Annotated in this window: 26 protein-coding genes, 1 pseudogene and 1 riboswitch; of the genes and pseudogenes, 17 read left to right on the top strand and 10 right to left on the bottom strand. The window is 68.6% G+C overall.

Going from position 1 to position 25,965, the window contains the following annotated elements; all coding sequences use genetic code 11:
• Positions 1-133 precede the first annotated feature (133 nt).
• The gene (locus NHL51_RS02770; RefSeq protein ID WP_434141624.1) at positions 134-370 is read left to right on the top strand and encodes a hypothetical protein; all 237 of its coding nucleotides are present in this window, start codon (positions 134-136) and stop codon (positions 368-370) included.
• 46 nt (positions 371-416) lie between these two features.
• Here NHL51_RS02770 and NHL51_RS02765 read toward each other — a convergent pair whose 3' ends face one another.
• Positions 417-1,193 (bottom strand): glycerophosphodiester phosphodiesterase family protein, encoded by a 777-nt coding sequence (locus NHL51_RS02765; protein ID WP_434141685.1) that lies wholly within the window; start codon positions 1,191-1,193, stop codon positions 417-419.
• A 168-nt stretch (positions 1,194-1,361) separates the two neighbouring features.
• Here NHL51_RS02765 and NHL51_RS02760 point away from each other — a divergent pair, with 168 nt between their 5' ends.
• Genes NHL51_RS02760 through NHL51_RS02750 form a run of 3 tightly spaced genes read left to right on the top strand, consistent with a single transcriptional unit; the run spans position 1,362 to position 4,016 of the window.
• Entirely contained in the window at positions 1,362-1,838 is a 477-nt protein-coding gene (locus NHL51_RS02760) for a cation:proton antiporter regulatory subunit (RefSeq protein ID WP_434141623.1), read from the top strand.
• A 4-nt stretch (positions 1,839-1,842) separates the two neighbouring features.
• Entirely contained in the window at positions 1,843-3,015 is a 1,173-nt protein-coding gene (locus NHL51_RS02755) for a cation:proton antiporter (RefSeq protein WP_434141622.1), read from the top strand.
• A gap of 2 nt (positions 3,016-3,017) precedes the next feature.
• Complete coding sequence (locus NHL51_RS02750; protein WP_434141621.1) at positions 3,018-4,016, top strand: DUF4031 domain-containing protein; 999 nt, start codon at positions 3,018-3,020, stop codon at positions 4,014-4,016.
• Between the two features lie 124 nt (positions 4,017-4,140).
• Here NHL51_RS02750 and NHL51_RS02745 read toward each other — a convergent pair whose 3' ends face one another.
• A complete protein-coding gene (locus tag NHL51_RS02745) occupies positions 4,141-5,946 on the bottom strand; it encodes an ABC-F family ATP-binding cassette domain-containing protein (protein WP_434141620.1) in 1,806 nt (601 codons plus the stop codon).
• 444 nt (positions 5,947-6,390) lie between these two features.
• Between NHL51_RS02745 and NHL51_RS02740 the strand changes: the two genes are divergently transcribed.
• The 8 genes from NHL51_RS02740 to NHL51_RS02705 all read left to right on the top strand — a co-directional run bounded on the left by NHL51_RS02740 (position 6,391) and on the right by NHL51_RS02705 (position 12,647).
• Entirely contained in the window at positions 6,391-7,908 is a 1,518-nt protein-coding gene (locus NHL51_RS02740; protein WP_434141619.1) for a dihydrolipoyl dehydrogenase family protein, read from the top strand.
• Entirely contained in the window at positions 7,905-8,726 is an 822-nt protein-coding gene (locus NHL51_RS02735) for an ABC transporter ATP-binding protein (RefSeq protein ID WP_434141618.1), read from the top strand. Before NHL51_RS02740 ends, NHL51_RS02735 begins: the two co-directional genes overlap by 4 nt.
• A 1-nt stretch (position 8,727) precedes the next feature.
• Positions 8,728-9,408, top strand: coding sequence for an ABC transporter permease (locus NHL51_RS02730; protein WP_434141617.1), 681 nt, complete (start codon positions 8,728-8,730; stop codon positions 9,406-9,408).
• Positions 9,405-10,106, top strand: coding sequence for an ABC transporter permease (locus tag NHL51_RS02725; RefSeq protein ID WP_434141616.1), 702 nt, complete (start codon positions 9,405-9,407; stop codon positions 10,104-10,106). Before NHL51_RS02730 ends, NHL51_RS02725 begins: the two co-directional genes overlap by 4 nt.
• A gap of 22 nt (positions 10,107-10,128) precedes the next feature.
• On the top strand, positions 10,129-11,061 hold the full coding sequence (locus NHL51_RS02720; protein ID WP_434141615.1) for an ABC transporter substrate-binding protein: 933 nt from the start codon (positions 10,129-10,131) through the stop codon (positions 11,059-11,061).
• 145 nt (positions 11,062-11,206) lie between these two features.
• Positions 11,207-11,392, top strand: a complete 186-nt coding sequence (locus NHL51_RS02715) for a CsbD family protein (protein WP_434141614.1) — start codon at positions 11,207-11,209, stop codon at positions 11,390-11,392.
• A 68-nt stretch (positions 11,393-11,460) separates the two neighbouring features.
• On the top strand, positions 11,461-11,724 hold the full coding sequence (locus NHL51_RS02710) for a GlsB/YeaQ/YmgE family stress response membrane protein (RefSeq protein ID WP_434141613.1): 264 nt from the start codon (positions 11,461-11,463) through the stop codon (positions 11,722-11,724).
• Between the two features lie 401 nt (positions 11,725-12,125).
• On the top strand, positions 12,126-12,647 hold the full coding sequence (locus NHL51_RS02705; protein WP_434141612.1) for a MarR family winged helix-turn-helix transcriptional regulator: 522 nt from the start codon (positions 12,126-12,128) through the stop codon (positions 12,645-12,647).
• A gap of 18 nt (positions 12,648-12,665) precedes the next feature.
• Here NHL51_RS02705 and NHL51_RS02700 read toward each other — a convergent pair whose 3' ends face one another.
• From NHL51_RS02700 to NHL51_RS02690, 3 genes are all read right to left on the bottom strand, one after another.
• A complete protein-coding gene (locus tag NHL51_RS02700; RefSeq protein WP_434141611.1) occupies positions 12,666-14,519 on the bottom strand; it encodes a BCCT family transporter in 1,854 nt (617 codons plus the stop codon).
• Between the two features lie 158 nt (positions 14,520-14,677).
• Entirely contained in the window at positions 14,678-15,190 is a 513-nt protein-coding gene (locus NHL51_RS02695; RefSeq protein WP_434141610.1) for a DinB family protein, read from the bottom strand.
• A gap of 53 nt (positions 15,191-15,243) precedes the next feature.
• Positions 15,244-16,164 (bottom strand): NADP-dependent oxidoreductase, encoded by a 921-nt coding sequence (locus NHL51_RS02690; protein WP_434141609.1) that lies wholly within the window; start codon positions 16,162-16,164, stop codon positions 15,244-15,246.
• Between the two features lie 134 nt (positions 16,165-16,298).
• Here NHL51_RS02690 and NHL51_RS02685 point away from each other — a divergent pair, with 134 nt between their 5' ends.
• The gene (locus NHL51_RS02685; protein WP_434141608.1) at positions 16,299-17,906 is read left to right on the top strand and encodes a carboxylesterase/lipase family protein; all 1,608 of its coding nucleotides are present in this window, start codon (positions 16,299-16,301) and stop codon (positions 17,904-17,906) included.
• A gap of 5 nt (positions 17,907-17,911) precedes the next feature.
• On the opposite strand, the gene NHL51_RS02680 is transcribed toward NHL51_RS02685, so the two are convergent.
• From NHL51_RS02680 to NHL51_RS02670, 3 genes are read right to left on the bottom strand one after another with little or no spacing between them, the layout of a single operon-like run.
• A complete protein-coding gene (locus tag NHL51_RS02680) occupies positions 17,912-18,730 on the bottom strand; it encodes an ABC transporter ATP-binding protein (protein ID WP_434141607.1) in 819 nt (272 codons plus the stop codon).
• On the bottom strand, positions 18,727-19,524 hold the full coding sequence (locus NHL51_RS02675; RefSeq protein ID WP_434141606.1) for an ABC transporter permease: 798 nt from the start codon (positions 19,522-19,524) through the stop codon (positions 18,727-18,729). Before NHL51_RS02675 ends, NHL51_RS02680 begins: the two co-directional genes overlap by 4 nt.
• Positions 19,521-20,687, bottom strand: a complete 1,167-nt coding sequence (locus NHL51_RS02670) for an ABC transporter substrate-binding protein (RefSeq protein ID WP_434141605.1) — start codon at positions 20,685-20,687, stop codon at positions 19,521-19,523. The genes NHL51_RS02675 and NHL51_RS02670 overlap by 4 nt, the downstream gene beginning before the upstream one ends.
• A 31-nt stretch (positions 20,688-20,718) precedes the next feature.
• A riboswitch (TPP riboswitch) is annotated at positions 20,719-20,828 on the bottom strand.
• Between the two features lie 70 nt (positions 20,829-20,898).
• Here NHL51_RS02670 and NHL51_RS02665 point away from each other — a divergent pair.
• From NHL51_RS02665 to NHL51_RS02650, 4 genes are all read left to right on the top strand, one after another.
• On the top strand, positions 20,899-21,576 hold the full coding sequence (locus NHL51_RS02665; RefSeq protein ID WP_434141604.1) for a YkoF family thiamine/hydroxymethylpyrimidine-binding protein: 678 nt from the start codon (positions 20,899-20,901) through the stop codon (positions 21,574-21,576).
• 13 nt (positions 21,577-21,589) lie between these two features.
• The gene (locus NHL51_RS02660) at positions 21,590-22,960 is read left to right on the top strand and encodes an NtaA/DmoA family FMN-dependent monooxygenase (RefSeq protein ID WP_434141603.1); all 1,371 of its coding nucleotides are present in this window, start codon (positions 21,590-21,592) and stop codon (positions 22,958-22,960) included.
• Positions 22,961-23,304: 344 nt separating this feature from the next.
• Positions 23,305-24,789, top strand: a complete 1,485-nt coding sequence (locus tag NHL51_RS02655; RefSeq protein WP_434141602.1) for a reverse transcriptase domain-containing protein — start codon at positions 23,305-23,307, stop codon at positions 24,787-24,789.
• Positions 24,786-25,319: a hypothetical protein gene (locus tag NHL51_RS02650; RefSeq protein ID WP_434141601.1), complete on the top strand. Its 534-nt coding sequence runs from the start codon at positions 24,786-24,788 to the stop codon at positions 25,317-25,319. Before NHL51_RS02655 ends, NHL51_RS02650 begins: the two co-directional genes overlap by 4 nt.
• A gap of 122 nt (positions 25,320-25,441) precedes the next feature.
• Here NHL51_RS02650 and NHL51_RS02645 read toward each other — a convergent pair whose 3' ends face one another.
• Positions 25,442-25,600, bottom strand: coding sequence for a hypothetical protein (locus tag NHL51_RS02645; protein WP_434141600.1), 159 nt, complete (start codon positions 25,598-25,600; stop codon positions 25,442-25,444).
• A gap of 82 nt (positions 25,601-25,682) precedes the next feature.
• A pseudogene (locus NHL51_RS02640) lies at positions 25,683-25,877 on the bottom strand (transposase); the annotation flags it as partial.
• Positions 25,878-25,965: the final 88 nt, after the last annotated feature.

Genomic DNA, 25,965 nt, shown 5'->3' with positions numbered 1-25,965 from the left:
TGGCGCCGCCGATGCGCAACCCCCTCGACGCCACGACGACCGCTTTCTAGGCTTGCTCACCGAGCGCGGTGCTGAGCGGCGCCGACGGCGCAGCACTGTGCACCGCGCTCGCCACGCAGACGAGGGAGGCAGCATGCAGACGAACGAGCAGACGAACGAGCACGCGGACGAGCCGCGCACGGAAGGCACATCTCCGGGCGACTACCGCGAGCGGCGCTCCGACGGCGGGGCCGAGCGCGCGCACGGGCACGAGGGCGATGTCGCCGAACGACCCGGCTCGACGCAGGTGGAGCGCGAGCACGCCGATGCCCTCGCCGACGAGTGGGGCGAGGAGTCCTTCCCGGTGAGCGACCCGCCCGCCCACTATTAGCGTGGTCGCCCGGGGTGCCGCCCGTCGGGTGCGGCCCCGGGCGGCTTCAGCGCAGCGTCGAGAGCGCGAGGTCGGTACGGTCGGTGATGATGGCGTCTGCGCCGCGGCGCGCCAGGGATCGCATGTCGTCGGGGTCGTTCACCGTCCAGACATGGACTTCGACCCCGGCATCGTGCGCCGCGTCCACGAGTCGCGGCGTGAACACGCTCAGCGATCCCTGGCGTTCGGGAATCTGCAGCGCATCGACACCCTCGAGCAGACGTGCGGCACGGCGCCGCGCCCCGACCTGCACCGCGAGCAGCAGCTTGATGAGCGTGCCGCGCCCCGCCGAGGTCGCCGGCCGTTCGCTGCCCGTGGCGCATGCAGCGGAGCGCAGGGCGCGCAGGCGGAACTCGTCGGAGAAGCTCGTGACGAGCGTGCGGTGCGCGTGCGGGGCGATGCTCCTGCCCACCGGGTCGGCCGCCGCCGCAGCCTTCACATCGAGGTTCACGCGTGCCTCCGGAAACTCCTCGAACAGCTCGGAGAGGGTCAGGAGCCCGCCGCGATCGCTCATGATCTGCGCGAGCTCGCGATGCGACACCTCGGCGACCTTCCGCGGGTCGCCCGATACGCGGGCGAGATCGTCGTCGTGGAAGAGCACGACGACGTCGTCGTTCGTGAGGTGGCAATCGGACTCGAGGCAGTCGGCGCCGGCGGCGAGCGCCTCGGCGAACGCGGCCCGGGTGTTCTCGGCGATGCCGCGCGCCGCCGCCGCAGGCGGCACGAAACCGCGATGCGCGATGATGCGGGGCCGTTCGGGGCGGTCGAAGTACGGGTGCGGCATGGCGTCTCCTCCTTCGAGCGGTGCGGGCGGGCGCAATGCTGTCAGCATCCCACATCCTGATGCGCGCGACCACAGCTCCGGGCTCGTGCGATACTGAAACCGCACCTGATCGGGTGCGATGACGCCCGAACGAATCGAGAGCGCATGGACGGCGACGAATCCATCGAAGTGAGCGAATCCCCGCTCCCCGGAATCGGCATCCGCGACGACTTCCTCACCGCGACCGGCAGGCGCGTCGGCGTCATCTCGCACCGCAACGGCCGCCGCGACCTGCTCGTATATGCCGAGGACGACCCCGACGCGTGCGCGCAGACGATCTCGCTCTCGGCGGGCGAGGCCGACACACTCGCCGAGTTCCTCGGCACGAAGCGCGTGATCGAGCGGCTGTCGGCCCTCTCCGACCAGGTCGACGGCATCGCGACCGAGAAGTTCGAGATCGAGCGCGGCGCGAAGTACGACGGCGCCGCTCTCGGCGCGATGCAGGTGCGCAGCCGCACGGGCGCCTCGATCGTGGCGGTGCTGCGCCACGGCGACGCCATCCCCTCGCCCACCCCCGCATTCGTGCTGCAGGGCGACGACCGGATCATCACGGTCGGCACGAGCGAGGCTCTCGCCCTCGTGCGCGCCATCCTGGACGAACGCTAGACCCGTGGAGTCCACCAGGACTCTGCTCGAGCTCGGGGGCACCATTCTCGTGCTCGGCATCCTCGGGCGCCTCGCCGCCCGCATCGGGCTCTCGCCGATTCCGCTGTACCTGCTCGCCGGGCTCATGTTCGGCGTCGGCGGCCTGCTGCCGCTGGCGACGAGCGACGAGTTCATCGCGACCGGCGCCGACGTCGGCGTGATCCTGCTGCTGCTCCTGCTGGGGCTCGAGTACTCGGCCGAGGAGCTCATCACGAACCTGCGGGCGAACTCGACCTCGGGCCTCATCGATTTCGTGGTCAACGCGGCACCGGGCGCGCTCGCGGGCTGGGCGCTCGGGTTCTCGGGCCCCGGCATCCTCGCGATGGCGGGCGTCACCTACGCGACCAGTTCAGGGATCGCCGCGAAACTGCTCGGCGATCTCGGCCGGCTCGGCAACCGAGAAACGCCGACCGTGCTGTCGCTGCTCGTGTTCGAGGATCTGCTGATGGCGATCTTCCTGCCCGTGCTGACGGCGCTGCTCGCCGGAGTCGGCGTGTGGGGCGGCATGCTGAGCGTCGGCGTCGCCGTCGCGGCGGTCGCGCTCGCGATGCTGGTCGCGCTGCGCTTCGGTGGGCTCATCAACCGGATCGTCTTCTCGCCGAACGACGAACTGCTGCTGCTCGGCGTGCTCGGCATCGTGCTCGTCGTCGCGGGCGTCGCCGAGCAGCTGCAGGTGTCGAGCGCGGTCGGCGCCTTCCTCGTCGGCATCGCGCTCTCGGGGCGGGTCGCCGAGAGCGCCCGCGCCGTACTGACACCGCTGCGCGACCTGTTCGCCGCGGTGTTCTTCGTGTTCTTCGGGCTGCGCACCGACCCTCGCGAGATCCCGGCGGTGCTCGGCATCGCGATCGTGCTCGCGGTCGTCACGGCGGCCACGAAGATCTGGACGGGAATGTGGGCGGCCAAGCGCGCGGGCGTCGCGAGGCCGGGCCAGATCCGCGCCGGCACCATCATGGTGCCCCGCGGCGAGTTCAACATCGTCATCGCGGGCCTCGCGACCTCGGCGGGCGTGGCGGGCATCGGCCCGCTGGCCGCGGCGTACGTCATGATCATGGCCGTGTGCGGCCCGGTGCTCGCGCGCATCGCGGAGCCGGCGGCGAAGCGCATCGCCGAAGTCGCGCATCACGGAAGGGGCCGCTGACCATGGCCGTGCTGATCGACCCGCCGATGTGGCCCGCGCACGGCACCCTGTGGTCGCACCTCGTCTCGGATGCCGACTACGCCGAGGTGCACGCCTTCGCGAAACGGCTGCCCGTGCCGCGGCGCAGCTTCGACCTCGACCACTACGACGTGCCGGCGTCGCTGCACGCCCGCGCGATCGCGCTCGGGGCCGAGCCCGTCGGGGCGAAAGAGCTGGCCCGCCGGCTGCGACGCAGCGGGCTGCGGGTGCGGCAGATCGACCGCGGCCTCATGACGCCCGTGCGCCGCCGGGAGTACCTGCAGGGCGAATGGGAGGCGCTCGGCCGGGCGCCCGGCATCGCGGGCGCTGAGACGACGGCCGGTGCGGGTGCCGGTGCGGGTGCCGGGGCTGATGCCGGGGCGCAGTGGCGGGCGCTCGGCGACGAGCTGCTCGCGCGCTGGAACGAACCGCACCGCCGCTACCACGACGAGCGGCATCTCGAGGACGTACTGCTGTCGCTCGACCAGCTCGCGGTGCGCGGCGAGACGCTGCAGCCGTCGACGCTGCTCGCGGCCTGGTTCCACGACGCCGTGTACACCGGGCGGGCGGGCCCAGGTGCCGGGGGCGAGACCGACGAGGCCGCCTCGGCGGCGCTCGCGGCAGAGGCCCTCGCGCGCGCAGGGCTCGACGCCGGCCTCATCGCCGAGGTGGGCGCGATGATCGCCGACACCGAGCCCGCGCGCGCGGTCGAGCGCCCGAGCACCGCGCTCGCGCAGCTGCTCGACGCCGACCTCGCGATCTTCGCCGCTCCCCCGCACCGCTACGACGAGTACGCGGCCGCCGTGCGCGAGGAGTACGCGCACGTGCCCGACGCGGTGTTCGCGCAGGCCCGGGCCGACATCCTCTCCGGCTATCTCGGCCGCCCGCGCGTATACCGCACCGGGACGGCCCGCGAGGCGTGGGAGGCGCGCGCCCGGCAGAACCTCGCCCGCGAGATCGCGGCGCTACGGCTCCGGTTCTGACCTCCGACTTGCCCAACGCACTCGGTTTCGCCGGCCTGGGGGCGCGATCCCTGGCGCTGTCGTACAGGTAAAGCACGAGCGTGCAGCTCGATAACGGTGCGTTCGGTGCACGCTCGCGCATCGCCTATCCGCTCGACCCGGAATGACCCGCTCGAACCTCGCTGACCCGCACGACCGCGCCGCCCGGGCGCACCTCGAGTCTGCCGCCGCGCGGAGCCCGCTCGCGCCAGCGGCGGTCGTGCGTCACCGTGATCACGGCCCCCGGGTAGTCGACGAGCGCCTCTTCCAGCTGGTCGACGAGCTCGGGGGCGAGATGGTTCGTCGGCTCGTCGAGCAGCAGCAGCTCGCTCGGCGCCGACAGCGCGATGGCGAGCTCGAGTCGGCGGCGCTGCCCGATCGACAATCCGTGCAGCGGCACTTCGAGATCGGCGGGGCGGAAGAGCCCGAAGGCGAGCAGCGTCTCGGCCGCGTCGTCCTGGTACGCGCCGAGCGCCGCGGCGTAGGCGTCGAGCAGGCCGAGACGCGCGACCGCGCTCCCCTCCGGCACCGGCATCATCTCCTGCTTGAGCCGGGCGATGCGCAGGCCGGGCCGTCGGTCGAGACCGCCCTCGACCGGCGTGTCCCCTGCCAGTACCCGCAGCAGCGTGGTCTTGCCGGCGCCATTCGGCCCCGAGACGATCCACCGGTCGCCCTCGTGCACGTCGAGTTCGGCGAGCGAGAGCCGCGGGCCCGGCGGCCCCAGGCGCACGCTCCGAGCGACCAGCAGCGGCTCCGCGGCCATCCGGGCTTCGGGTGCAGCACGGTCGACCGCACTGGCATTCGCACGGGTTCTCGCGTCACCATCCGCTCCGAGCACCGCGGCGGTGAAGCGCAACGGGTCGGCGGGGCGCACGGCCGGATCGGCCTGCAATCGTTCGACGCGTTCCTTCGCCTGCCGGATTCGGCTCACCGCCCCGTGGTCGCGGCCGCGGGCTCGGAACGCGCCATGGCCGAAGACTGCGCGCTCCATCTTGCGCGGGATCGCCCGCAGTCGGAACGCGTTCGCTTCGACGAGCTCCGTACTGCGCGCGAGCTCTGCGCGCCAGGCCTCGTATTCGGCGATCAGGCGGCGGCGCTCGGCGGCGCGGGCGCGCAGGTATCCGGCGTATCCGTCGCCGTAACGGGCGGCGCGGCCGCCTTCGAGGTGCACGATGTCGATCGCGAATTGTTCGAGCAGCGCCCGGTCGTGCGAGACGATGACGCAGGCGCCACGATGCCGCGCGATCATCTCCTCGAGCCAGACGACCGCCGCGTCGTCGAGATCGTTGGTGGGCTCGTCGAGCAGCAGCAGTTCGGCCTCCGCCGACAGGGCGGCGCCGAGGGCGAGACGGGCGCGCTCCCCGCCGGAGAGATCGGCGACGGGGCGACCGCGATCGAGACCGCCCAGCGAGAGCCGGTCCAGCGCGGCTTCGACGCGGCGCTCGATGTCGTATCCGCCGCGGGCTTCGAAGCGGTCGGTGAGGTCGCCGAGGCGGCCGAGCAGGCCGGATTGTTCCCCGGCCGGGGCGGCGGCGAGTGCCTCCGAGGCCGTCTGCATCTCGCCTTCCATGTCGCGGAAGTCGTGCAGTAGCTCGTCGAGGGCTTCGGCGACGGTCGCTCCAGGTGCGAATTCGGGCTGTTGCGCCGCGATGGCGATGCCGCCGGGGAGTTCGACCCGACGCTCACCCGAAGCGAGCGGCACTTGCCCGGCGATCGCGCGCAGCAGGGTGGTCTTCCCGGCGCCGTTGTCGCCGATGAGCACGATGCGGTCTTTCGGGCCGACCACGAGATCGATGTCAGTGAGCACTGTGCGGTCGGCGAACCTGACGGTCGCGCCGCGCAGTTCGCAGGCGCGGTGCGGGCGGGGCCGCATCGGTGCGGTGCGGGGTTCGGGGTTCGGTATGGCGGTCATGGCCTACTCCTCTGCACGGCCCGCGCGAGAGGCATCTCCGGGCCGCATGATCGCCCGGGTCGCAGCGGACGCACGGGCAGGTGAACGGGAAGCTCGCGCCGAGACCGGCACCGGTGTCGTCGAGACGGCTATCGGGTGCGGGCGGCGGCACGCCTAGGACGCATCGCGGAGGCGGGCCTCGACGCGATGTCCCGTTCTAAAGAAACAGTGCACCCATGCAGCCAGTGTACTCGGATTCGCGGATTCGGCCAGGGAACAGGACGCCCGGACCCGCCGCTCACATGGCCCGAGCCGAGCCGCGGCGAACCCTGACTGTTTCGGCAGCATCGCGCAATGGGGTTCACATTGCCCGCTCGACTCTGCAATTGTGGAAGCAGATCACGCGAGCACGGGCGCCCCGACGGGGTCAGCCCGACGAAGCAAACCGGAGAGGCGGAGCGGCCGATGACCGACACCTACGATCTGATCGTGCTGGGCGGCGGGCCCGTGGGCGAGAACATCGCCGACCGGGCGGTGCAGGGCGGCCTCACCGCGGTCGTCGTGGAGGCCGAGCTCGTCGGTGGCGAATGCTCGTACTGGGCCTGCATGCCGTCGAAGGCGCTGCTGCGCCCGATCCGAGCGCTGCAGGCTGCGCGCGACGTCGCCGGCAGCGCGGAGGCCGTCACGGGCGCCCTCGGCACGGCGGCGGTGCTCGAGCGGCGCGACGACTTCACGAGCCGCTGGTCCGACGACGGGCAGGTCGATTGGCTGCGCGGCGCGGGCATCGACCTCGTGCGCGGGCACGGCCGCATCGCGGGCGAGCGCGAGGTCGCCGTCGCCGACGAGTCGGGCGAGGAGACCGTGCTGACCGCGCGGCGGGCGGTCGCGATCGCGACGGGCTCGGACGCCGTCATCCCGCCGATCGCCGGCCTGCACGAGGCGAACCCGTGGACGAGCCGGGAGGCGACGAGCGCCCACGAGATCCCCGAATCGCTGGTCGTGCTGGGCGGCGGCGTCGTCGGAGTCGAGATGGCGACGGCGTTCGCCGGGCTCGGCTGCCGGGTCGTTCTGATCGCGCGCAGCGGGCTGCTCGGCGGCTTCGAACCGTTCGCGGGCGAGGAGGTGGCGCGCGGTCTGCGGGCCGCGGGCGTCGACGTGCGGCTTCGCACCGAGACGCAAGAGGTCGAGCGCACGGACGACGGCGTCGTCGTCACGGTCAGCGGCAGCGGCAGCGGCAGCGACCGTGGAGGTGACAGCAGCAACGGTGAGCGCCGCGCCGAGACCGAGATCCGAGCCGCCGAGATTCTCGTGGCGGCCGGCCGGGCGCCTCGCACCGGCGATATCGGGCTCGAGACGATCGGGATCGCGGCCGGCGGCGAGCGCGGCACCTCGCTCGAGACGGATGACACGCTGCGCGTGGCGGGCGTCGACTGGCTGTACGTCGTCGGCGACGCGAACGGCCGCGCACCGCTGACGCACCAGGGCAAGTACCAGGCGCGCGCCGCAGGCGATGCGATCGTGGCCCGCGCACGGGCCGATCAGGGCGACCGGGCCGACCAGCAGGGCGCCCGGCTCGACGCGGCATGGGTATCGACGGCCGCGACGGCCGACCACGGCGCCGTACCGCAGGTGGTGTTCACCGACCCCGAGGTCGCCTCGGTCGGGCTCACCGAGGCCGCGGCGCGAGACGCCGGGCACCGCGTCACCGCGGTCGATGTCGAGTTCTCGTCGGTCGCGGGCGCCGCCCTGCACGCGGACGGCTATCGGGGCCGGGCCCGCATCGTCGTCGACGACGAGCGCCGGGTGCTGCTCGGGGCGACGTTCGTCGGCCCGGACGTCGCCGAGCTCGTGCATGCCGCGACCGTCGCCGTGGTCGGCGAGGTGCCGATCTCGCGGCTCTGGCATGCGGTGCCGGCGTACCCGACGCTCAGCGAGGTGTGGCTGCGGCTGCTCGAGAAGTACGGGCGGGGCTCCGCGCGATGATCGAGTTCCGATCGGTATCGAAGACCTTCGCCGACGGCACGACCGCGGTGCACGATTTCAGCCTCGTCATCCCGGCCAGGCAGACGACCGTGCTCGTCGGTTCGTCGGGCTGCGGCAAGACCACGCTCGTGCGCATGATCAACCGCATGGTCGACCCGACGTCGGGCGTCGTCGAGATCGACGGTACGAGCGTGCAGGGCAGGGATCCCGTGGCGCTGCGCCGCAGCATCGGCTATGTGATGCAGAACTCCGGGCTCATGCCTCACTTCACCGTCATCGACAACGTCGCGACGGTGCTGCGGTTGAACGGAGCGACGAGGCGCGAGGCGCACGCTCGTGCGCGCGAACTCCTCGACACGGTCGGGCTCGATCAGGGGCTCGCGGGCCGCTATCCGAGCCAGCTGTCGGGCGGGCAGCAGCAGCGCGTCGGTGTCGCCCGCGGTCTCGCCGCCGACCCGAACGTCCTGCTGATGGACGAGCCGTTCGGCGCGGTCGACCCGATCGTGCGGGCCGAGCTGCAGCAGGAGCTGCTGCGGCTGCAGCGCGAGCTCGGCAAGACCGTCGTCTTCGTCACCCACGACATCGACGAGGCGTTCCTGCTCGGCGATCGCATCGTCATCCTCGACACCGGTGCCCGCATCGTGCAGCAGGGCACGCCGAGCGAGATCATCGCGAACCCCGCCGACGACTTCGTGGCGGCCTTCATCGGCGCAGATCACGGGAAGCGCGAGCTGAGGCTCGAGCGCACCCCTCACGGCACCATCGTCGTCGACGCGGCCGGGCGCCCGCAGGGCGTGCTCGCCGAGGGCGGCGCGTGACATGAACTGGATCATCGAGAACGTCGGGCTCATCGTCGAGCTCGCCGCGGTGCACCTGCGGCAGAGCCTCATCGCACTCGTGCTGGGAGTGGCGCTCTCGATTCCGCTCGGACGCATCGCCTGGCGGTATCGGCTCGTGCGCGGGCCGATCATCGTGCTCACGGGGCTGCTGTACACGATCCCTTCGCTCGCGCTGCTCATCCTGCTGCCGGCAATCGCGGGCTACTCGGCGCTCAGCGAGACGAACCTCGTCGTCGCCCTCACGATCTACGCCGTCGCGATTCTCGTGCGAGCGGTCGCCGACGGCCTCGATTCGGTCGATGAAGACGTGCGCCGTTCCGCGACCGCGACCGGGTACGGGGCGACGCGGCGGTTCTGGGCGGTCGAGTTGCCGCTCGCAGGCCCGGTGATCCTCGCCGGGGTGCGCATCGCGGCAGTGAGCACGATCGCGCTCGCGACCGTCGGCATTCTCGTCGGCGTGACGAACCTCGGCTACCTGTTCACGAACGGGCTCGACCGGCGCCTCATCGAGGAGGTCTTCGCCGGCGTGCTCGCGACGGTCGTGCTGGCACTGCTGGTGGACCTCGCGCTCGTGCTGCTCGGCCGTCTGCTCCTGCCCTGGCAGCGAGCGCACCGCCCCGGCCGCTCCCCCGCGCGGGCCGCCCTCGGAGGCGCCGCATGAACCTCTTCGCCGATGCTCTCGCCTGGCTGCTCGCCCCCGAGCAGTGGACGGGCGCCTATGCGCTGCCGGTGCTGCTCGGCCAGCACATCGCCTACACGGCGGCCTCGATCCTCGTGGCGGCGCTGATCGCCGTGCCGGCCGGCTGGGCGATCGGGCATACGGGGCGCGGCCGCGAGATCGCCGTCGCGGTATCCGGGGCCGCGCGCGCTGTGCCGTCCTTCGGGCTGCTGATCCTGCTCGTGCTGCTCTTCGGCGTGCTGCGGGTGCCCGCGGCCGCCCTCGCGACGTTCGTGCTGCTCGCCATCCCGTCGCTGCTCGCCGGCGCCTACACGGGCATCGAGGCGATCGACCGGCGCGTGATCGATGCCGCCGTCGCCACGGGCATGACGCGCTGGCAGGTGTTCTGGAAGGTCGAGTTCAGGCTCGGGCTTCCATTGCTCATCGGCGGGCTGCGCGCGGCGACGCTGCAGGTCATCGCGACGGTGACGATCGCCGCCTACGTGAATCTCGGCGGGCTCGGCTGGCCCATCATCCAGGGCATCCCGCTGCGCAGATTCGACCAGGTGCTCGCGGGCGCCCTGCTCGTCGCACTGCTCGCGCTCATCGTCGACCTGCTGTTCGCGCTCGCCCAGCGCGCCACCGTCCCCGCGGGGCTCGCGCCTGCGCCCCGTGCACGCCGTACCGAAGCCACTGTCTGAACCGATCGAAGCGAGGATCACCATGACCACTCATCGCACCACCCGTCGCACCGGCCTGCGCAGCTTGGCGGCGCTCGGCTCGGCCGCCGCGCTCGCCCTCGCGCTCAGCGCCTGCGGGTCGAGCAATCCGCTCGACGAGACCGCAGCACCCGAAGCCTCGAGCGATTCGGGCACCATCGTCGTGGGGTCGCAGGCGTACTACTCGAACGAGATCATCGCCGAGATCTACGCGCAGGCCCTCGAGAACGACGGCAAGACGGTCGAGCGCAAGTTCAATATCGGGCAGCGCGACGCGTACATGCCCGATGTCGAATCGGGAGCCATCGGGCTGTTTCCGGAGTACACGGGCAACCTGCTCGAGTTCCTCGAGGGCGAGACGTCGTCGACGAGCCCCGAAGACGTGTACACCGAGCTGCAGCAGGCCCTCCCCGAGGGCCTGGTGGCGCTCGACTACGCCGAGGCGAGCGATCAGGATACCTACACGGTGCTGAAGTCGTTCGCCGATGAGCACGGGCTCGCCTCGATCGCCGACCTCGCGCAGGTCGACGAACCGCTCACCATCGGGGCGGCGCCCGAGTTCGAGCAGCGCCCGTACGGCCCCGCGGCCGCGAAGCAGGCGTACGGCGTCGACCTCGCCTTCTCTGCGACCGGCCCGACGACGCTGGAGGCGCTGCAGGGCGGCGTGGTGCAGGTGGCTGATATCTACTCGGCCGACCCGGCGTTCGAGTCGGGCGAGCTCGTCGCGCTCGACGACCCGAAGCAGCTCATCCTGTCGTCGAACGTCGTGCCGATCGCGAGTGCGCAGGTCGCCGATGAGATCTCGGAGACGATCAATGCGGTCAGCGCGAAGCTCACGACCGAGGAGCTCGTGAAGATGAACGTGCGGAGCACGGCCGACAAGCAGCAGCCGGCCGAGATCGCGAAGGCCTGGCTCGAAGCCAACGGGCTCGCCTGACTCCGGCGTAGTTCTCAGAAAACTCTCGCGCGCTCGGGTTGCGCGCCCGGCGATACTCCTGTTATAAAAAGTAAGACACTTTATAAACTACTTACTGAGTGTCTTACTTCATAGTCAGATTATTCGAGCTTCGATGGGAGTCATCATGAGCGCAGCAGACAAGATCTCGGCCGGGATGGACAAGGTCGCGGGCAAGACGGAAGAGATCATCGGCAAAGCCACCGGCGACGACGGGAAGGTCGTCGCCGGCAAGGCCAAGCAGGCGAAGGGCGGGCTCAAACAGTCGGCAGAGCACGTGAAGGATGCCGCGAAGGACGCATTCGGCAAGTAGCCGCTCGCTCGGGCTCGACCGCCCGACGGCACGACGGCACGAACATCACCGTACTGAAGGAGAAGATCATGGGGTTTCTGGGATTTCTACTGCTGGGTCTGATCGCGGGCGCGATCGCGAAGGCCATCCTCCCCGGCAAGCAGGGCGGCGGCTGGATCGCCACCCTGGTGCTCGGCGTTCTCGGTGCCCTGCTGGGCGGATGGCTGGGGAGCCTGCTGTTCGGCGCGCCGCTGCAGGATTTCTTCTCGATCCAGACGTGGCTCGTCGCGATCGCCGGCTCGATCGTCGTACTGCTGATCTACGGCATGATCGTGGGTCGCCGCCGGGACTGATCGCGAAGCGCCCGCGACGAGGCCCGCGGCTGCAACTCAAAACATAGGGGGCGTGGGGCAGACGCCTCATGCCCCCTATGCGCGAAATCTTTCACGAACTGGGCCACGTTCCGACTGGCCCAGTTCGCAAAGCTCTACACTGGAGATTCGAAATGACGTTGATCGTTGCAGACCGATATCGCCCCGAATCGGCTGTGCGCCCACCGGCATGGACTGAGGTGGAACCCGGCTTCTGGGCCGGAAACGACGCCGGCGAGTTTCTCGGCACGATCGAGTCGAGAAATGGCCGCTTCGTCGCTTTCGACGCAGTGCACCGCCACCTCGGAGAATTCGCAACACTCGCCCAGGCGCAGACCCGGGCCGCGGGCGCATCCCGCGAATAAGCCGCACCGGAGGGCCTGATGCCGCAGAAGATCGTTCGCCACGAGCAGGAGCATCTGTACGCGACTCCCCCGCGCAGCGATGCGGGGAAGGATCTCGCCGCGGCGGTGCTCCATCTGCGCCGAGCGCAGCACCAGCAGGAGCAGCGCTGGATCACCTCGTCGACGCTGTCGAATCTCGATCTGCGCGCCCTGCGCTACCTCGTGCAGGCGCAGCGCGACGACCGCAGCATCGGAGCGAAGGCGCTCATCATGATGCTCGGCACATCGAGCGCGAATATCACGAACGTGATCGACCGCCTGGTGAAGCGCGGCTACGTCGAGCGCGTGAAGCACCCGACCGACCGTCGCGCCAGCATTCTCGTACCGACCGAGGCGGGCGTCGAGCAGATCGACCGCGCCATCGGGGCTCACCATGCGCGACTGGTCGAGCAGATCGACCGCTTCGACAACGCCGAAGCCGAGACCGCCGCAGCGGTCATCGCGCAGATCGCCGACGCACTCGACGCTCTCGCCGCCGAACAGGCCGAGAGCGCCGAGTAGCGCGCTGCGAACGCCGCGTTACTTCTCGGGCGTGGGCTTCTGCGTCGTATGCTTCGATGCGCTGCGGTTCGCGAAGAGTCCGCGCGACCTCGAGATCCGGTAGTCGATGCGGTCGTCGACGTAGCTCTCGACTTCGGGCAGGTCACCGAGGGTGTTCGCCCAGTGCGACGTGATGTGCTCGGTCACCCGTTCGAGGCGCTGCCTGCGTTCGAAGCGTTCGAGCACCTGGTCGTCGATGCGCAGCGCCTTGATCGTCGCGACGCCCATGAGGATGAGGATCACGCTGAACGGCAGGGCCGTCGCGAGTGCGGCGGCCTGCAGCGACTTCAGCCCGCCCGCGAGCAGCAGGGCGATCGCGACGGCGCCCTCGAGCAGCGACCAGAGCACGCGCGACCAGGTCGGCGGGTTGGGGTGGCCGCCCGAGGCGAGCATGTCGACGACGAGCGAGCCGGAGTCCGATGAGGTGATGAAGAAGATGGCGACGAGCAGAATGCCGATGACGGAGAAGATGGTGCCGAACGGCAGGTCGCCGAGGATCTTGAACAGCACGCTGTCGACGTTCACCTCGCCATCGGTGACCAGATCGCCCTCGCCGAAGAACTGGCGGAAGATGCCGGTGCCGCCGAGCACCGAGAACCAGAGCATGCCGACGAGGGTGGGCACGAGCATGACGCCCGCGATGAACTGGCGGATGGTGCGTCCGCGCGAGATCCGCGCGATGAAGATGCCGACGAACGGCGACCATGAGATCCACCAGCCCCAGTAGAAGATGGTCCAGCTCTCGAACCAGCTCGTCGCCTCGCCGCGCTGGAAGGCGCCGACGTCGAACGTCATGCCCATGAAGTTCGCAAGGTAGACCCCGATCGACTCGGTGAAGTTCTGCACCAGGAAGAGGGTCGGGCCGAGCAGCAGCAGACTGACGAGCAGCAGGCCGGCGAGCGAGAGGTTGATGTTCGACAGCCACTTCATGCCGGCGCCGATGCCGCTGATCACCGAGAGCATGGCGAGCAGCGACACGATGATGATGAGCACGACCAGGATCGTGTTGTCGACGCGGTCTACGATGCCGATCTCGGCCATGCCCGCCGAGATCTGCTGCACGCCGAGGCCCAGGGAGGTCGCGACGCCGAACATCGTGCCCAGCACGGCGAGGATGTCGATGATGTCGCCCGTCCAGCCCTTCACGCGCTCGCCGAAGAGCGGCTCGAGCGCCCAGCGGATGGAGACGGGGCGCCCGCGGCGGTGGATCGCGTAGGCGATCGCCAGACCGATGACCGCGTAGATCGACCAGGGGTGGATTCCCCAGTGCACGAAGGTCTGCGCCATGGCGAGCCCGGAGATCTCGGCTTGGTCGCCGCTCCAACCGGGCTTCGGCGAGACCGTCGCATAGGTGAGCGGTTCGCCGACGCCGTAGAAGACGAGCCCGATGCCCATGCCCGCGGCGAAGAGCATGGAGAACCACGAGAGCAGGCCGAACTCGGGCGTATCGTCGTCGCGACCGAGGCGGATGCGGCCCAGGCGCGAGAAGCCGATGAAGGCCGCGATACCGATAAACAGAGCCACCGCGAGCATGTAGTACCAGCCGAGGTTCGTGACGATCCAGCCCTGCACCGCGCTGAACGTGCGCTCGGCACTGTTGGGGAGCAGGATCGCGAACGCCACGAGGGCGACGATGACGATGAGCGCCGGCCAGAAGACGCGCGGTGAGATCATGCCGCGGCCGATGTGCACGCCGTGCGTGCGCAGCTTCGCGCTGATCCGCTCGTCGCTGTCGTCGTCGGCGATCTGCACGGCTTCGTGCAGATGCACGGTCTCCGGCAGGTCCGGATGGTCCGGGAACGCCTGGAAATCGGTGTGCTCGTCTGAGCTCACAAGTATCAACTCCGTCATTTCGGGTCAGCAGTTACCACGTTCCACACTGGGTGCGGGGTCGCGCCATTGCAAATGCGATGAGTCTGCAATGCGCACGGTGCATGCGTCCAGGGATCATCGGTCGAGGCTCTCCGCAGGTAGCCGGGAGATCCCCGACCCTACTCGAACGCGTCAGCGCCCATGCCGGCGATGTACATCGCCTGAGCGACGTGCTCGAGCGCGTCGAGCGACATGCTCGTCATGCGCGTCGCGAGCGAGACCGGCGGGTCCCACCGCTCGTCGACGATGCGCGAGAGCTCGGCCTCGTCGAGCGACTCGAGTACGGCGATCTGCGCGTCGATCACGGCGATGAGGTGGTCGATCAGCAGGTCGGCGTCGTCGCATACGATCTGACGGGCGCGCTCGGGGCTGTGCCCGTAGCCGTGCTCCCCCGGTTCCACCGCGAAGCCGAACCGGTCGGCCATGCCGTCTCGCACCCATACGGTCTCGCCGCCCGTGATGTCGGCGAGCTGCTCGTCGATCTCGCGAGCCGAGTGCCACAGCAGCCAGGCGATCGAGTTGTCGTGGTGCGGGTGGGCGTTCAGCAGCTCGGGCGTCAGGCGGCCCCGCAGCATCTCCGCAGCGAACTTCGGCCGGCCGGCGACATCGATGAGTACCTCGAGAGCGTTCATACCCGCCACGATAGGCCTTCGCGCCGACATCCGCGAGAGGGCGAGGGCACCCGTCACGGTACGACGATCAGCTTGCCGCGCGTGTGCCCGGTCCGGCTCGCGCGGAAGGCGTCGGCGACCCGCTCGAGCGGAAACACTTCGGCGATCTCGACCCACAGCTGCCCCGACTCGGCGAGGGCGGCGAGCCGCGCCGTCTCCGCGCCGTCGGGGCGCACCCAGATCCATCGCCCGCCGTGAGCGGCGACGGTCGGGTCGGCGACCGAGACGTGCGGGCCGCCGTCGCGCAGCACCGCGAGTGTCGTCTCGAGCTGGCCGCCCACGAAGTCGGCGACCGCATCTACCGGGCCGCCGGCGAGGGCGATGACGCGTTCGGCGAGGCCGTCACCGTAGGCGACGGGTGCGATGTTCAGGCGTTGCAGGTAGTCGTGATTGCGCTCGGAGGCCGTGCCGATGACGCGGGCGCCGCGGCTGACCGCGATCTGGGCGGCGAATCCGCCGACGCCGCCCGCCGCCGCATGTACGAGCACCGTGCGGCCCGTGACGTCGCCAAGCGCATCGATCGCGCGCAATGCGGTGCCGCCGGCGAGCGGCAGCCCGGCCGCCTGCTCCCACGAAAGGCTCGCGGGTTTACGGGCGACGGCGTGCGCCGAGACCGCGATGCGCTCGGCGAAGGTGCCGTGCTGCAGCACGTCCTTGCGGGCGTAGGCGAGCACCTCGTCGCCGACGGAGAACTCGGGGGTATCGGGGCCGAGCCCGATCACCACGCCGGCCACGTCCCATCCGGGAATCACCGGAAAGCTCGCGTCGATCATGCCGTCGAGGCCGCCCGCCATGAGTTTCCAGTCGACCGGGTTCACCGCAGCGGCGCGCACCTCGATGAGCACGCTGCCCGCCATCAGCTTCGGTTCGGCGACCTCGCGCACCTCGACGGTGTCGAGATCTTCGCTGTAGCGGTCGTAGACGGCGGCTCGCATGGGCGCACTCCTTCGGTTCGGCGTTCTCTTCCCGTGAACGTATCGCCGGCACCCGCTATTCCGCGACGACGTCACGGGCATCGGCCGCTTCGCGATCCCTATGGCACTGCAGTGCGCACTGTTACTGTGTGCATATGAGCCGAGCGGGCGAGCATAGCGGTCCCCCGATCGCGCGCACTCCCTCGGGAAGCGTGCGCGGAGTCTGGGAGTATGCGAGCCCCGGTGCCGATCCGAATGCCGATGCGGTAGGCACCGACGTCGCGGTGTTCCGCGGCATCCCATATGCGGAGCGACCGACCGGCGAGCACCGGTACGCCGCGCCCAGGCCTCGGCGCCCGTGGGAGGGCGTGCTCGAGGCGACACGGTTCGGGCCGACGCCGATGCGCGGCCACGTGGGCATGACGCTGATTCCCGAGGAGTCGATCGCCGGCGACGACATCCTCAGCGTGAACGTGTGGACGCCGACGCTCGACCCCGACGCCGCACTGCCGGTGCTCGTCTGGATCCACGGCGGCGGGTACCTCTCGGGGTCGCCCGCGAGCCCCTGGTACGACGGCCGCGCCTTCGCACGCGACGGTGTGGTGCTCGTGACGCTGTCGTACCGGCTCGGGTTCCGCGGCTTCGGGTGGACCGAGGGCGCCGTACCGAACCGGGGCGTGCTCGACTGGGTGTGCGCCCTGCAGTGGGTGCAGGGTCACATCGCCTCGTTCGGCGGCGACCCGGGGCGCGTCACGATCGGCGGCCAATCTGCGGGCGGCAGCGCGGCGCTCACGCTGATGGGGGTGCCGTACGCCGCCGGCCTCTTCCACGGCGTGTGCGCGATGTCGCCCGCGATCGCCGATGCGTCGCTCATTGCTGCGAAGGATCGGGGCCGACGTCTCGCGAAGCTCGCCGCGGTGGCGCCCGACGAGGCCGGCTTCCTCTCCATCCCCGAGTCGCGGGTGCTCGAGCTGCAGCGCAGGGTCGCGTCGCCCGCGATGCCGCACCTGCTGCACGATCTGCACGAGCTGCTGCGCGAGGGGCTCATGATCGGCCCGGTCGCCGACGGCGAGGTCGTGCTGAGCGACGTCGAAACGGCCGCGTCCCGGGGGTCGAGTGCCGGCGTGCCGCTCGTGATCGGCACGGCGGACGACGAGCTGACGGGCCTCTTGCAGCCGGGCGGGCCGCTCGAGCACCTGCCGCGCCGCATGCTGCTGCGCGCACTCGGCGCATCGTCGCAGTCGGCCGCGCACTGGCTCGAGCACCCGCGAACGGGAGCGTTCACGAGCACCGCCGTGATGCTCGGCCGCTATGTGACGGATGTGTTCTTCCGCTCGTGGGTGCCGCGCATCGCGACGGCCCGCGAGCAGACGCCCGAGGCGGGCCCGACCTGGAGCTACCGCTTCTCGTGGCATGGCGAGAAGCCTCCGTACGCGGGGCACTGCATCGACATCCCGTTCGTCTTCGATCGGCTCGACGCCCCGGGCGTCTCGGCCGTCGCGGGCCCGGCTCCGCCGCAGCGGCTGGCGGACGCGGTGCACGGGGCGATCGTGCGGTTCAGCCGCGACGGCTACCCGGGGTGGCCGCGCGACACCGACGGCGACGGCCCGAGCCGCATCTTCGATGTTCCGCTGCGCGACGAGGCCGACGCCTACGCATCGGCCCGTATGGTGCGGCCGGAGGAGGCCGCAGTCGCAGTCGCCGAACCACCGGTGCCGGAGGTCGGGGCGGCGGCCGAGCAGCCGAAGCTCCGGGCGCAGTAGGCCGGTCAGCCCGCGCGCCCGGAGGCCTTCCGCAGCAGCCCCTGCAACTCCGCTTCGAGGGGCGGCACGCGCGGATCGGTGACGAAGCCGTCGCCGCGCGCGATATTGCGGCTCACCCGAACGTCTCCGATGAGCGGGCCGGGTTCGCGCGGCAGCACCAGCACGCGGTCGGCGAGCCGCACCGCTTCGCGGATGTCGTGGGTGATGAGCAGAATGCTCCAGCCGTTCTCGCCCCAGATCTTCAGCAGCCACTGCTGCAGTTCGTCGCGGGTGATCGCGTCGAGCGCGCCGAACGGTTCATCGAGCAGCAGCACGGGCCGATCCTGCACGACGGTGCGCAGGAACGATACGCGCTGCCGCATGCCGCCCGACAGCTGGCGCGGGTAGAGCCGCTCAGTGCCGGCGAGACCGAAGGGCTCGAGCAGCTCGCCGACGCGCGCCCTGGCTTCGGCGCGACGGAGGCCCGCGACCTCGAGCCCGATTGCGGCGTTGTCGACGATGCGCCGCCAGGGCAGCAGCACGTCGCTCTGCGGCATGTAGGCGAAGGGCCGGCACGGGCCGGCGACCGCTTCGCCCGCGAATCGCAGCTCCCCCGCATCGGGAGCGAGCGACCCGGTCAGAATCGACAGCAGCGTCGACTTGCCGCTGCCGCTCGGCCCGACGAGCGCGACGATCTCGCCGGCCGCGACCTCGAGCGACACGTCGGCGAGCACGCGCCGCGCCCCGAAGCTCTTCGCGATGCCGCGCACCTCGAGGCTCCCCGGCCCGGGTCGCGTGTGGGCCGACGCCAGGGATCCCTGTCGCACCATGCCGGCCCCGCTCATCGGGCGCCCCTCCGTTCGATGCGCAGCCACGGCACGCAGAGACGCTCGATGAGCGCGACCGTGCCGTAGAGCCCGAGCGTGAGCACGGTGCTCACGACGACCGCGGCGAGCACGAGGTCGGTGCGAAAGACGTTCTTCATGGTGAGCATGTACACGCCGAGGCCAGAAACAGCGCCCGCGTACTCGGCGAAGATGGCGCCGACGACGGCGTAGGTGATCGAGATGCGCAGCGATGAGAAGAAGGAGTCGGTCGCGGCCGGGAGGCGCACCATGCGGAAGATCTTGCCCCGGTCGGCCCCCATCGAGCGCAGCAGATGCTCGGCCTCGGGGTCGGCCGACGCGAAGCCGCGCAAGAACCCGACGACCATCGGGAAGAAGGTGACGAACGCGACGAGCAGCACCTTCGGCAGCAGACCGAAGCCGAACCAGAGCACGACGAGCGGGGCGAGCGCGATGAGCGGCAGCGTCTGGCTCGTGATGAGGAGCGGCAGGAGCGCGCGGCGCATGACGAGCGAGAAGTCGAGCAGTGTCGCTGTGATGAACGCGACCGTCACGGAGAGGGCGAAGCCGGTGATCGTCGCGGTGAGGGTCGGGATGGCGTGGCGCAGCAGCACGTCGCTCTCGGCTGCTCCGGCGGAGGCGATGCGGGTGGGCGCGGGCAGCATGTCGGCGGGCACGAGCCCCGCGGTCGAGACGGCCTGCCAGATCGCGAGCAGCGCGACGAAGGCGAGGATCGGCGGCACGATGACGCCGGCCCTCGCCCGCCCGCGCGGAAGCGTGGCCGCTTCGCTCACCCGAGGTACTCGTCGGTGTAGTACTCGCTCCAGTCGGGCTGCTCGGTGAGCTTCTCGCCGTTCGCGTCGACGAGGAAGCCGCCGTCGAGCAGGAAGGTACCGAACTCGTCCCAGAAGGCGGGGTTCGCGGCCCCGATCTCGAGCCCGTCGGCCCGGAAGTAGCCCTCGTCGGCGATGAGCTGCATGCTCGCGCGCACGAGCTCCTTCGACTTGCCGAGCGTGTCGGGGTTCGCTTTGAGGAGCAGTTCGGCCGCCTCGTCGGGGTGCTCGTCGGCGTAGGCGTACCCGCGGGCGATCGCGTGCACGAAGGCCTTCGCTTCGTCGGGGTGCGCGTCGAGGTAGGCCTCGCTCGAGACGATGCCGCCGCCCTGCTGGTCGGGCACCCCGAAGTCCTGGTAGCGGAACTCCTGGTAGGGGTGGCCGTCGAGCTTCGCTTGCACGTTCTCCCATGTCGAGACCGAGAGCGTGAAGTCGATGCGGCCCTGCGAGAGCGCCTCGTAGGCGCCGGTGTCGAGGGCGACCTCTTCGAAGTCGCCGGTGCCGCCGTCGCCCTCGATGGTGCCCTTCGCGAGGGCGGTGTAGAGCGGGGCGCCGAAGCCGCCGAAGACGAGGCCGTCGAGGTCTGCGGGGCGGGTGATGTCATCGCGGCCTGCGAGGGTGACGATGCGGCCGGTGTCGGTCTGGGTGGTGCGGTAGACCGAGACGAGGTCGAGGCCCGAGGTGCGGCCCATCTGCACCTGCGACTGGCCGCCGATGCCGAAGTCGGCTTCGCCCGCCGAGACGAGCTGGGTGGCCGGGGTCGAGCCGTAGGGCAGGATCTCGACGTCGAGGCCGGCCTCTTCGAAGTAGCCGAGTTCGTCGGCGACGTAGAGGCCGACGTGGCCGGTGTTCGGTGCCCAGTCGAGCGCGAAGGAGACCTTTGCGAGGTCGCCGCCCGGGCTCGATGCATTGGCGGTGTCGCCGGAGCTGCTCGCGCAGCCGGTGAGCGCGAGCGCTCCGGCGGCGAGGGCCACGATGGTGGTGCGGGTCGCGATGGTGGCGCGGGTCGCGATGGTGGCGCGGGTCGCGATGGTGGCGCGGGTCGCGATGGTGGCGCGGGTCGCGATGGTGGCGCGGGTCGCGATGGTGTCGGTCGATGATCGATGAATAATGGTGCGTCGCATGAAAGCGTGCCCTTTCGTGTGTGAGGGGGCACGGGTTCGGTGAGTGTCTCCCTGCGCTGGCATGACCCAGATCAGGTTCGACGGTCGAAGGTTGAGTACCTTCCTCTCAGCCCGGCCTACCGGACTCCCGTGTGCCTCTCATGCTAGCCCGTTCGCGCTGACGATCTCGAATTGTTGCACCGAGCCCGACTCGTTCCCCTATGGTGGTGGCGTGACTGCAGAGCCGAACCCCCAGCCCACCGATCTCGCTCCCGTCGATACGACCGACCCCGCCGCGCTGATGACTCCGCAGCAGTACGGCGTCGGCGCCCGCTTCACGCTGTCGGTGTACGACTCCGACTACGTGCGCATCATTCTCGGTGCGCTCGGCGAGGCCGACGCGAGCGGGCTCACGATCGAGACGAACGATATCTCGACGTTCGTGACCGGCCCCGAGCAGCGCGTCGTCGCGTTCATCGCCGACGTGATCGCAGCCGCGGCTCGCAGCGGGGCGCATCTATCGGCGGCGATCCTGCTGTCGCGCGGCTGCCCGGGCGAGCTGCAGTGCGCGCTGCCGGAAGGGGTGCCGGCGCTCGGTGCGGTGCCGATCTCGCTTCCCGAGACCGGCGTGCGGGCGCGGGCGCACTGGTCGCTGTATCCGCTGCTCGACGGTGCTGGAACGACTGCCGAAGCACCGGACCACATGACGCCGATCTACGCGGCGATCGAGCAGGCGAAGGCCGAGGGCGTGTACTCGGGCTCCGATCACTACGCGACCCGCCTCGACGGCGATCTCGCGGCGGTGCTGCAGACGGCGGCGAATGCGTGGATCGGCGTGGGGGCTGCCGTGCAGCACGTGGCGACGCATCTCACGGTGTCGATCAACAGCCCGTCGCCGATCGCCGACTGAGCACGGGCCCGTCATGAGCCAGCAGGCCGGTCGGCAGATGCATCTGGTGGGCATGGTGAACCCGCCGACGAGCCAGTACGCCGAGAACTGGCGCGACCCGCTCGGGCGCTCCGACTGGTTGAGCGGCCGGTTCTACGCCGATCTTGCGCGCACGCTCGAGCGCGGCTGCTTCGACATGATCTTCTTCGCCGATGCGCTCGCCGTGCCCGAGGATGGCGACGGCGACTACGGCACGACGCTGCGTACGGCGGGCAAGGGCAGCATCTACCTCGACCCGATCACGACGGTCTCGCTCGCGGCCGGCGCGACGACGCGCATCGGGCTCGGTGCGACGATATCGACGAGCTTCGTGCCGCCATATGCGATCGCGCGGCAGCTGCTGTCGGTCGATCATCTCTCGGGCGGCCGCGTCGCCTGGAACATCGTCACGTCGACGACGGATGCCGAGGCCCGAAACATGGGCCACGAGAGCATCGACCCGCCGGGAGCGCGCTACGATCGCGCCGATGATGTCGTGCAGACGGTGATCGATCTCTGGAACTCGTGGGAGCCCGGCGCGCTCGTGCACGACCGGGAGTCGGGCCTCTTCGCGGATCCCTCCCGCGTGCACCGTGTGCGCGAGGAGCTGCGCCTGCCCGGTGCGCACGGCGACGGAGTTGCGGACGGCTTGTCGCGCGGTCCGTTGACGCTGCCGCGGAGCCCGCAGGGGCATCCGGTGCTGATGCAGGCGGGGTCGTCACCGCGAGGGCGGGCGTTCGCGGCGCGGTGGGCGGAGGTCGTCTTCGCGGTCGGCGATTCGGAGGAGGGCATGCGCGCGCTGCGCGAGGAGCTGCGCGAGCGTGCACGTGTCGATCATGGCCGCGACCCGGATTCGATCCGGGTGTTGCAGGGCGTGCAGCCGGTCGTGGGGTGGACGGATGCCGATGCGGAGGCGAAGCTGCGGATGCTGCGCAACCGCATCGATCCGGCCGAGGCGCTGGTGAAGCTGGCCCGGCTGCTGCATGCGGATGACCTGGACCCACAGGCGCTGGCCGTCGACGTACTCGCGGCGCATCGTGGCGCGACGGGGAGCATGGGGTTCGAGGACATGCTGGCGGCGGTGAGCACGCAGCGCGGATTCACGGTGGCGGATCTCGCGATCGAGCAGGCGTTGAATCAGCTGCATCCGCAGGTCGTGGGCTCCCCCGCAACGGTCGCCGATCGCCTCGGGCATCTGTACCTCAGCGGTGCGGCCGACGGCTTCATTGTCTTCCCGGCGCTCTACCATTCATCGTTCGAGGACTTCGTAGCGGGCGTCGTACCGGAGCTGCAGTGCCGCGGCATATTCCGCACCGGATATACGGGGGCGACCCTGCGCGAGCATCTGGGATACAGGCTCCACTAGTCTCATTGCCCTTGAGACTCGAACCAAGAACAACTGAAGGCCATAAGCAATTCATGGCAACTGCTGAAAACCCATGAAACTCCGCATGATTCTGCGGTTTTCATGAGGTCAGTTTAGCGGGTGGTGCTGGCCTTGCGGAAGGTGTTCTTAGGGTTTTTGGTATTGATTTTTTTATCCGAGACGTGCCGTCCACGGTCAGGCACAAGCCATGCGGATCACCCTGTGTCACCCACCTTCCGTAGCTGACATCAAGGAGAGATCATACGACCATTACACCGGCATCAGCACCAGACATTGAACAAAGACGATAAGTTACCGCTATGCATCTTGGTAAGCTTCAGAACGTGCGTACCATTCTCGCACCACAGAGCCTGATCTCTTCCTTAAATCTTGGTCGGGCTGCACAGCTTGTCGTTTCCAAACCGCTTCTTGATCTACCACAGCTCATCTCCGAGCGTGCATTTTTCGATAATGACCAAGTTCTAGCTGATATTACTCGGATAAGCCTAGGGAGCGGGCTCGTAACGACGCCTGAGCTTCTCGCAATGCCGAAGAAGAGCAAGGGAAATCGGCCGTTAGCAGTGCTTTCGCCGACCTCTAGAGTTACCTTCGAAGCCCTCGTGGACCTACTGAAGAACACGCTCCCGCCATCGACCAGAGAAACAGACTTTCAAGCCTTCGAGTCCTTTGGTACGTCGGACCACGCTCAGTGGGTGGCTAGCTTTGATATCGCGGCCTGTTACGAATTCATCGATCATGCTCTCCTCGCAGAGGAACTAATGCTCCAAGGAGCAACCGTCGAGCAGGCAGAGTTCACGCGCCTCCTCCTCGGATCGTTGTTCACTCGCCCTATCGGGCTTCCACAAGGCGTGAATTCGAGTCATCGCCTTGCGGATCTTTATCTCAACAGAATGGAACGTGGATTGGTTCGAAAAGGCTTTGAAGTAATGCGCTATGCGGATGACTTCAAGCTGATTCTCAACGACGAAAAGGACGCTTATCAGGCAATTGAGGTTGCCATGGAGGAAGCGCGCCGCGTCCATCTGGCTCTCGCTGAGCATAAGTCTGAAGTTGTGAGCAGCGCCGAACTTGCGAGCACCTTAGAAGCTCAGCAGACCCTGTTCAATGAATACACGGAGCGGGTCTCAGAAGCACTCACCAAAGAAGTTCTAATCGAAGTAGGGTACGAGGACTGGGACGTCCAGCTTGAACAGCCAAGCTCGGACAAGGTGAACTTCGAGGCAGTAAAAGAACTGATTTCAGACTGGGGCGACCCAAACAACCCCCGAAGCAGCGCCTTGGCACACGCCGGGTCAGCAGTTTTCACAGTCGCTCGAGATCTCCCCGAACGAGTTCCCAACGAGCTACTCGCGGGCCTCGTCGACAAGGAACCAATTCGCCTCCGAAGAGTTGTGGAGTATGCAAGGAGCCGCCCCTCCGAATCCGAGAACTGGGAACTGCTCGAACTGATTCAGAAACAGAAGCGGAATACTCCGTGGCACCGGCTCTGGCTCCTACAACTCGCAATGAAGTCCCTAACCAGTGACTCGGCATGTAAGCATGATTTCCTTGAACGTGCAGCGGGGTGGGTCGAACATGACGCTTCTGAGTCCGTACGTGCAGAAGCAGCATGGCTACTCGCCGAGGCAGGGCAGCTTTCTTCAGACGCTTTGCAAAACGTATACCTTCGGGCAACCCAGATTACAGAGGCAGGGATCGCGGCCGTGGCGGGAAAACTGTCTCAAACTGATTCAAGTAATTCACTCACTGCCATCAAGAACGACTCTGCTCAGAATCACACCGCATACGAATGGGGAGCGCGACAGTGACGAATCAGCAGGTCATGACCGAAGAAGTTGAAGCGGCGATCGCAAGAATCATTCAAGCCCATGCGAATATTCCGCTTGGTCGCGAACTAGTTCTGAGCGTAGTTCCCGAAGTAGAGAGCCATGTGGACATTCGCCTGAGATCCTTTACCCATAGGGATGAAAGCGCGCAAACCCGACTTGGCCAGTTCTGGATTAAGGAGAACCTATCCGGCTTGCTTTCCACATGGGAAGGCCGCAAGAGATTGATCAAATTAGCCACCTCCCAAGACTTTTTCGGTGATCAACTATCACAGGATTTCTTTACCTTGATCGATTTACGAAACGCGATCATGCACGGAAATGGGCGGATCACACCGCTGCAGGCGAAGTCTGTTAAGACTTATCTAGACCTTCGGAAACGCTTACATTCTGGCTTCAATATTCACACAAATGGAATGGAAATAGTGTTTTCCCGAACGGACAATGCCAGGATTGCGAGCACCGCAATAGGCTTCCTTCGTAAGCTTGATGTCGAGTTTCTTCGTTCTTGAGCCAAATCTGTCGGAAGCACATCTCAACAATGGCCTGTTTAGCTGACTTGATTGGTAGCGCGCGGGTCGTAGTGGTAGCGGGCGCGGGTAACCGGTAGCAGCCCCGCGCCCGCCGCCGGTTTTCAACCCATCGTGGTGTCGGCGAGGTAGCGGCGCATATTCGGCCCGTCAAGCTGCACGAGCTCCGCGCCCAACACGATCCGGTTCAGGATGGACACCGCGACAACCGCGTTATGCAGGGCCTTGTACCAGTCCTGCGGATCGAACTGCGAGGCGACCACGGTTGCCCCCGCCCGCGGCTCTCGCGTGCTGCGAGAATGTTGAGATGCTCGGCCACGAACACTACGCGCTCATTCACCGGGATGGGCGGTCGAGTTCCGCCGCGAAGAAAGCCGAGGCCTGCTTCAATATCTGGTTCGCGCGGCGTAACTCTCGTACTTCACGCTCGAGTTCAGTGATCCGGGCTGCTTCGTTCGTCGTCACACCTGGCCGGGTGCTGTCATCGATCTCGGCTTGTTTGAGCCAGCCTCGCAGCGTGTCGGGGTTGATGCCGAGTTGCCGGGCGCTCCGGGCCGGAGCGCCATAGGCGGGGCCTCGGAGTCCTGCTGGGCTTCACGCGTGAGGCGTACCGCGCGTTCGCGGAGCT

Origin of the sequence: Leucobacter sp. gxy201 (genome assembly GCF_051043335.1) — a bacterium.
Classification (GTDB): Bacteria; Actinomycetota; Actinomycetes; order Actinomycetales; family Microbacteriaceae; genus Leucobacter.
Note: the sequence above shows the minus strand (reverse complement) of the source record. Positions and strands in the feature narration are given on the sequence as shown.

What these genes read in the sequence shown, in the direction of transcription:
- NHL51_RS02765 (WP_434141685.1), bottom strand. Translation starts at nt 1,193, where the DNA reads ATGCCGCACCCGTACTTCGACCGCCCCGAACGGCCCCGCATCATCGCG.
- NHL51_RS02715 (WP_434141614.1), top strand. Translation starts at nt 11,207, where the DNA reads ATGAGCGCAGCAGACAAGATCTCGGCCGGGATGGACAAGGTCGCGGGC.
- NHL51_RS02730 (WP_434141617.1), top strand. Translation starts at nt 8,728, where the DNA reads ATGAACTGGATCATCGAGAACGTCGGGCTCATCGTCGAGCTCGCCGCG.
- NHL51_RS02745 (WP_434141620.1), bottom strand. Translation starts at nt 5,946, where the DNA reads ATGACCGCCATACCGAACCCCGAACCCCGCACCGCACCGATGCGGCCC.
- NHL51_RS02680 (WP_434141607.1), bottom strand. Translation starts at nt 18,730, where the DNA reads ATGAGCGGGGCCGGCATGGTGCGACAGGGATCCCTGGCGTCGGCCCAC.
- NHL51_RS02750 (WP_434141621.1), top strand. Translation starts at nt 3,018, where the DNA reads ATGGCCGTGCTGATCGACCCGCCGATGTGGCCCGCGCACGGCACCCTG.
- NHL51_RS02720 (WP_434141615.1), top strand. Translation starts at nt 10,129, where the DNA reads ATGACCACTCATCGCACCACCCGTCGCACCGGCCTGCGCAGCTTGGCG.
- NHL51_RS02685 (WP_434141608.1), top strand. Translation starts at nt 16,299, where the DNA reads ATGAGCCGAGCGGGCGAGCATAGCGGTCCCCCGATCGCGCGCACTCCC.
- NHL51_RS02695 (WP_434141610.1), bottom strand. Translation starts at nt 15,190, where the DNA reads ATGAACGCTCTCGAGGTACTCATCGATGTCGCCGGCCGGCCGAAGTTC.
- NHL51_RS02670 (WP_434141605.1), bottom strand. Translation starts at nt 20,687, where the DNA reads ATGCGACGCACCATTATTCATCGATCATCGACCGACACCATCGCGACC.
- NHL51_RS02740 (WP_434141619.1), top strand. Translation starts at nt 6,391, where the DNA reads ATGACCGACACCTACGATCTGATCGTGCTGGGCGGCGGGCCCGTGGGC.
- NHL51_RS02705 (WP_434141612.1), top strand. Translation starts at nt 12,126, where the DNA reads ATGCCGCAGAAGATCGTTCGCCACGAGCAGGAGCATCTGTACGCGACT.
- NHL51_RS02735 (WP_434141618.1), top strand. Translation starts at nt 7,905, where the DNA reads ATGATCGAGTTCCGATCGGTATCGAAGACCTTCGCCGACGGCACGACC.
- NHL51_RS02770 (WP_434141624.1), top strand. Translation starts at nt 134, where the DNA reads ATGCAGACGAACGAGCAGACGAACGAGCACGCGGACGAGCCGCGCACG.
- NHL51_RS02710 (WP_434141613.1), top strand. Translation starts at nt 11,461, where the DNA reads ATGGGGTTTCTGGGATTTCTACTGCTGGGTCTGATCGCGGGCGCGATC.
- NHL51_RS02725 (WP_434141616.1), top strand. Translation starts at nt 9,405, where the DNA reads ATGAACCTCTTCGCCGATGCTCTCGCCTGGCTGCTCGCCCCCGAGCAG.
- NHL51_RS02690 (WP_434141609.1), bottom strand. Translation starts at nt 16,164, where the DNA reads ATGCGAGCCGCCGTCTACGACCGCTACAGCGAAGATCTCGACACCGTC.
- NHL51_RS02660 (WP_434141603.1), top strand. Translation starts at nt 21,590, where the DNA reads ATGAGCCAGCAGGCCGGTCGGCAGATGCATCTGGTGGGCATGGTGAAC.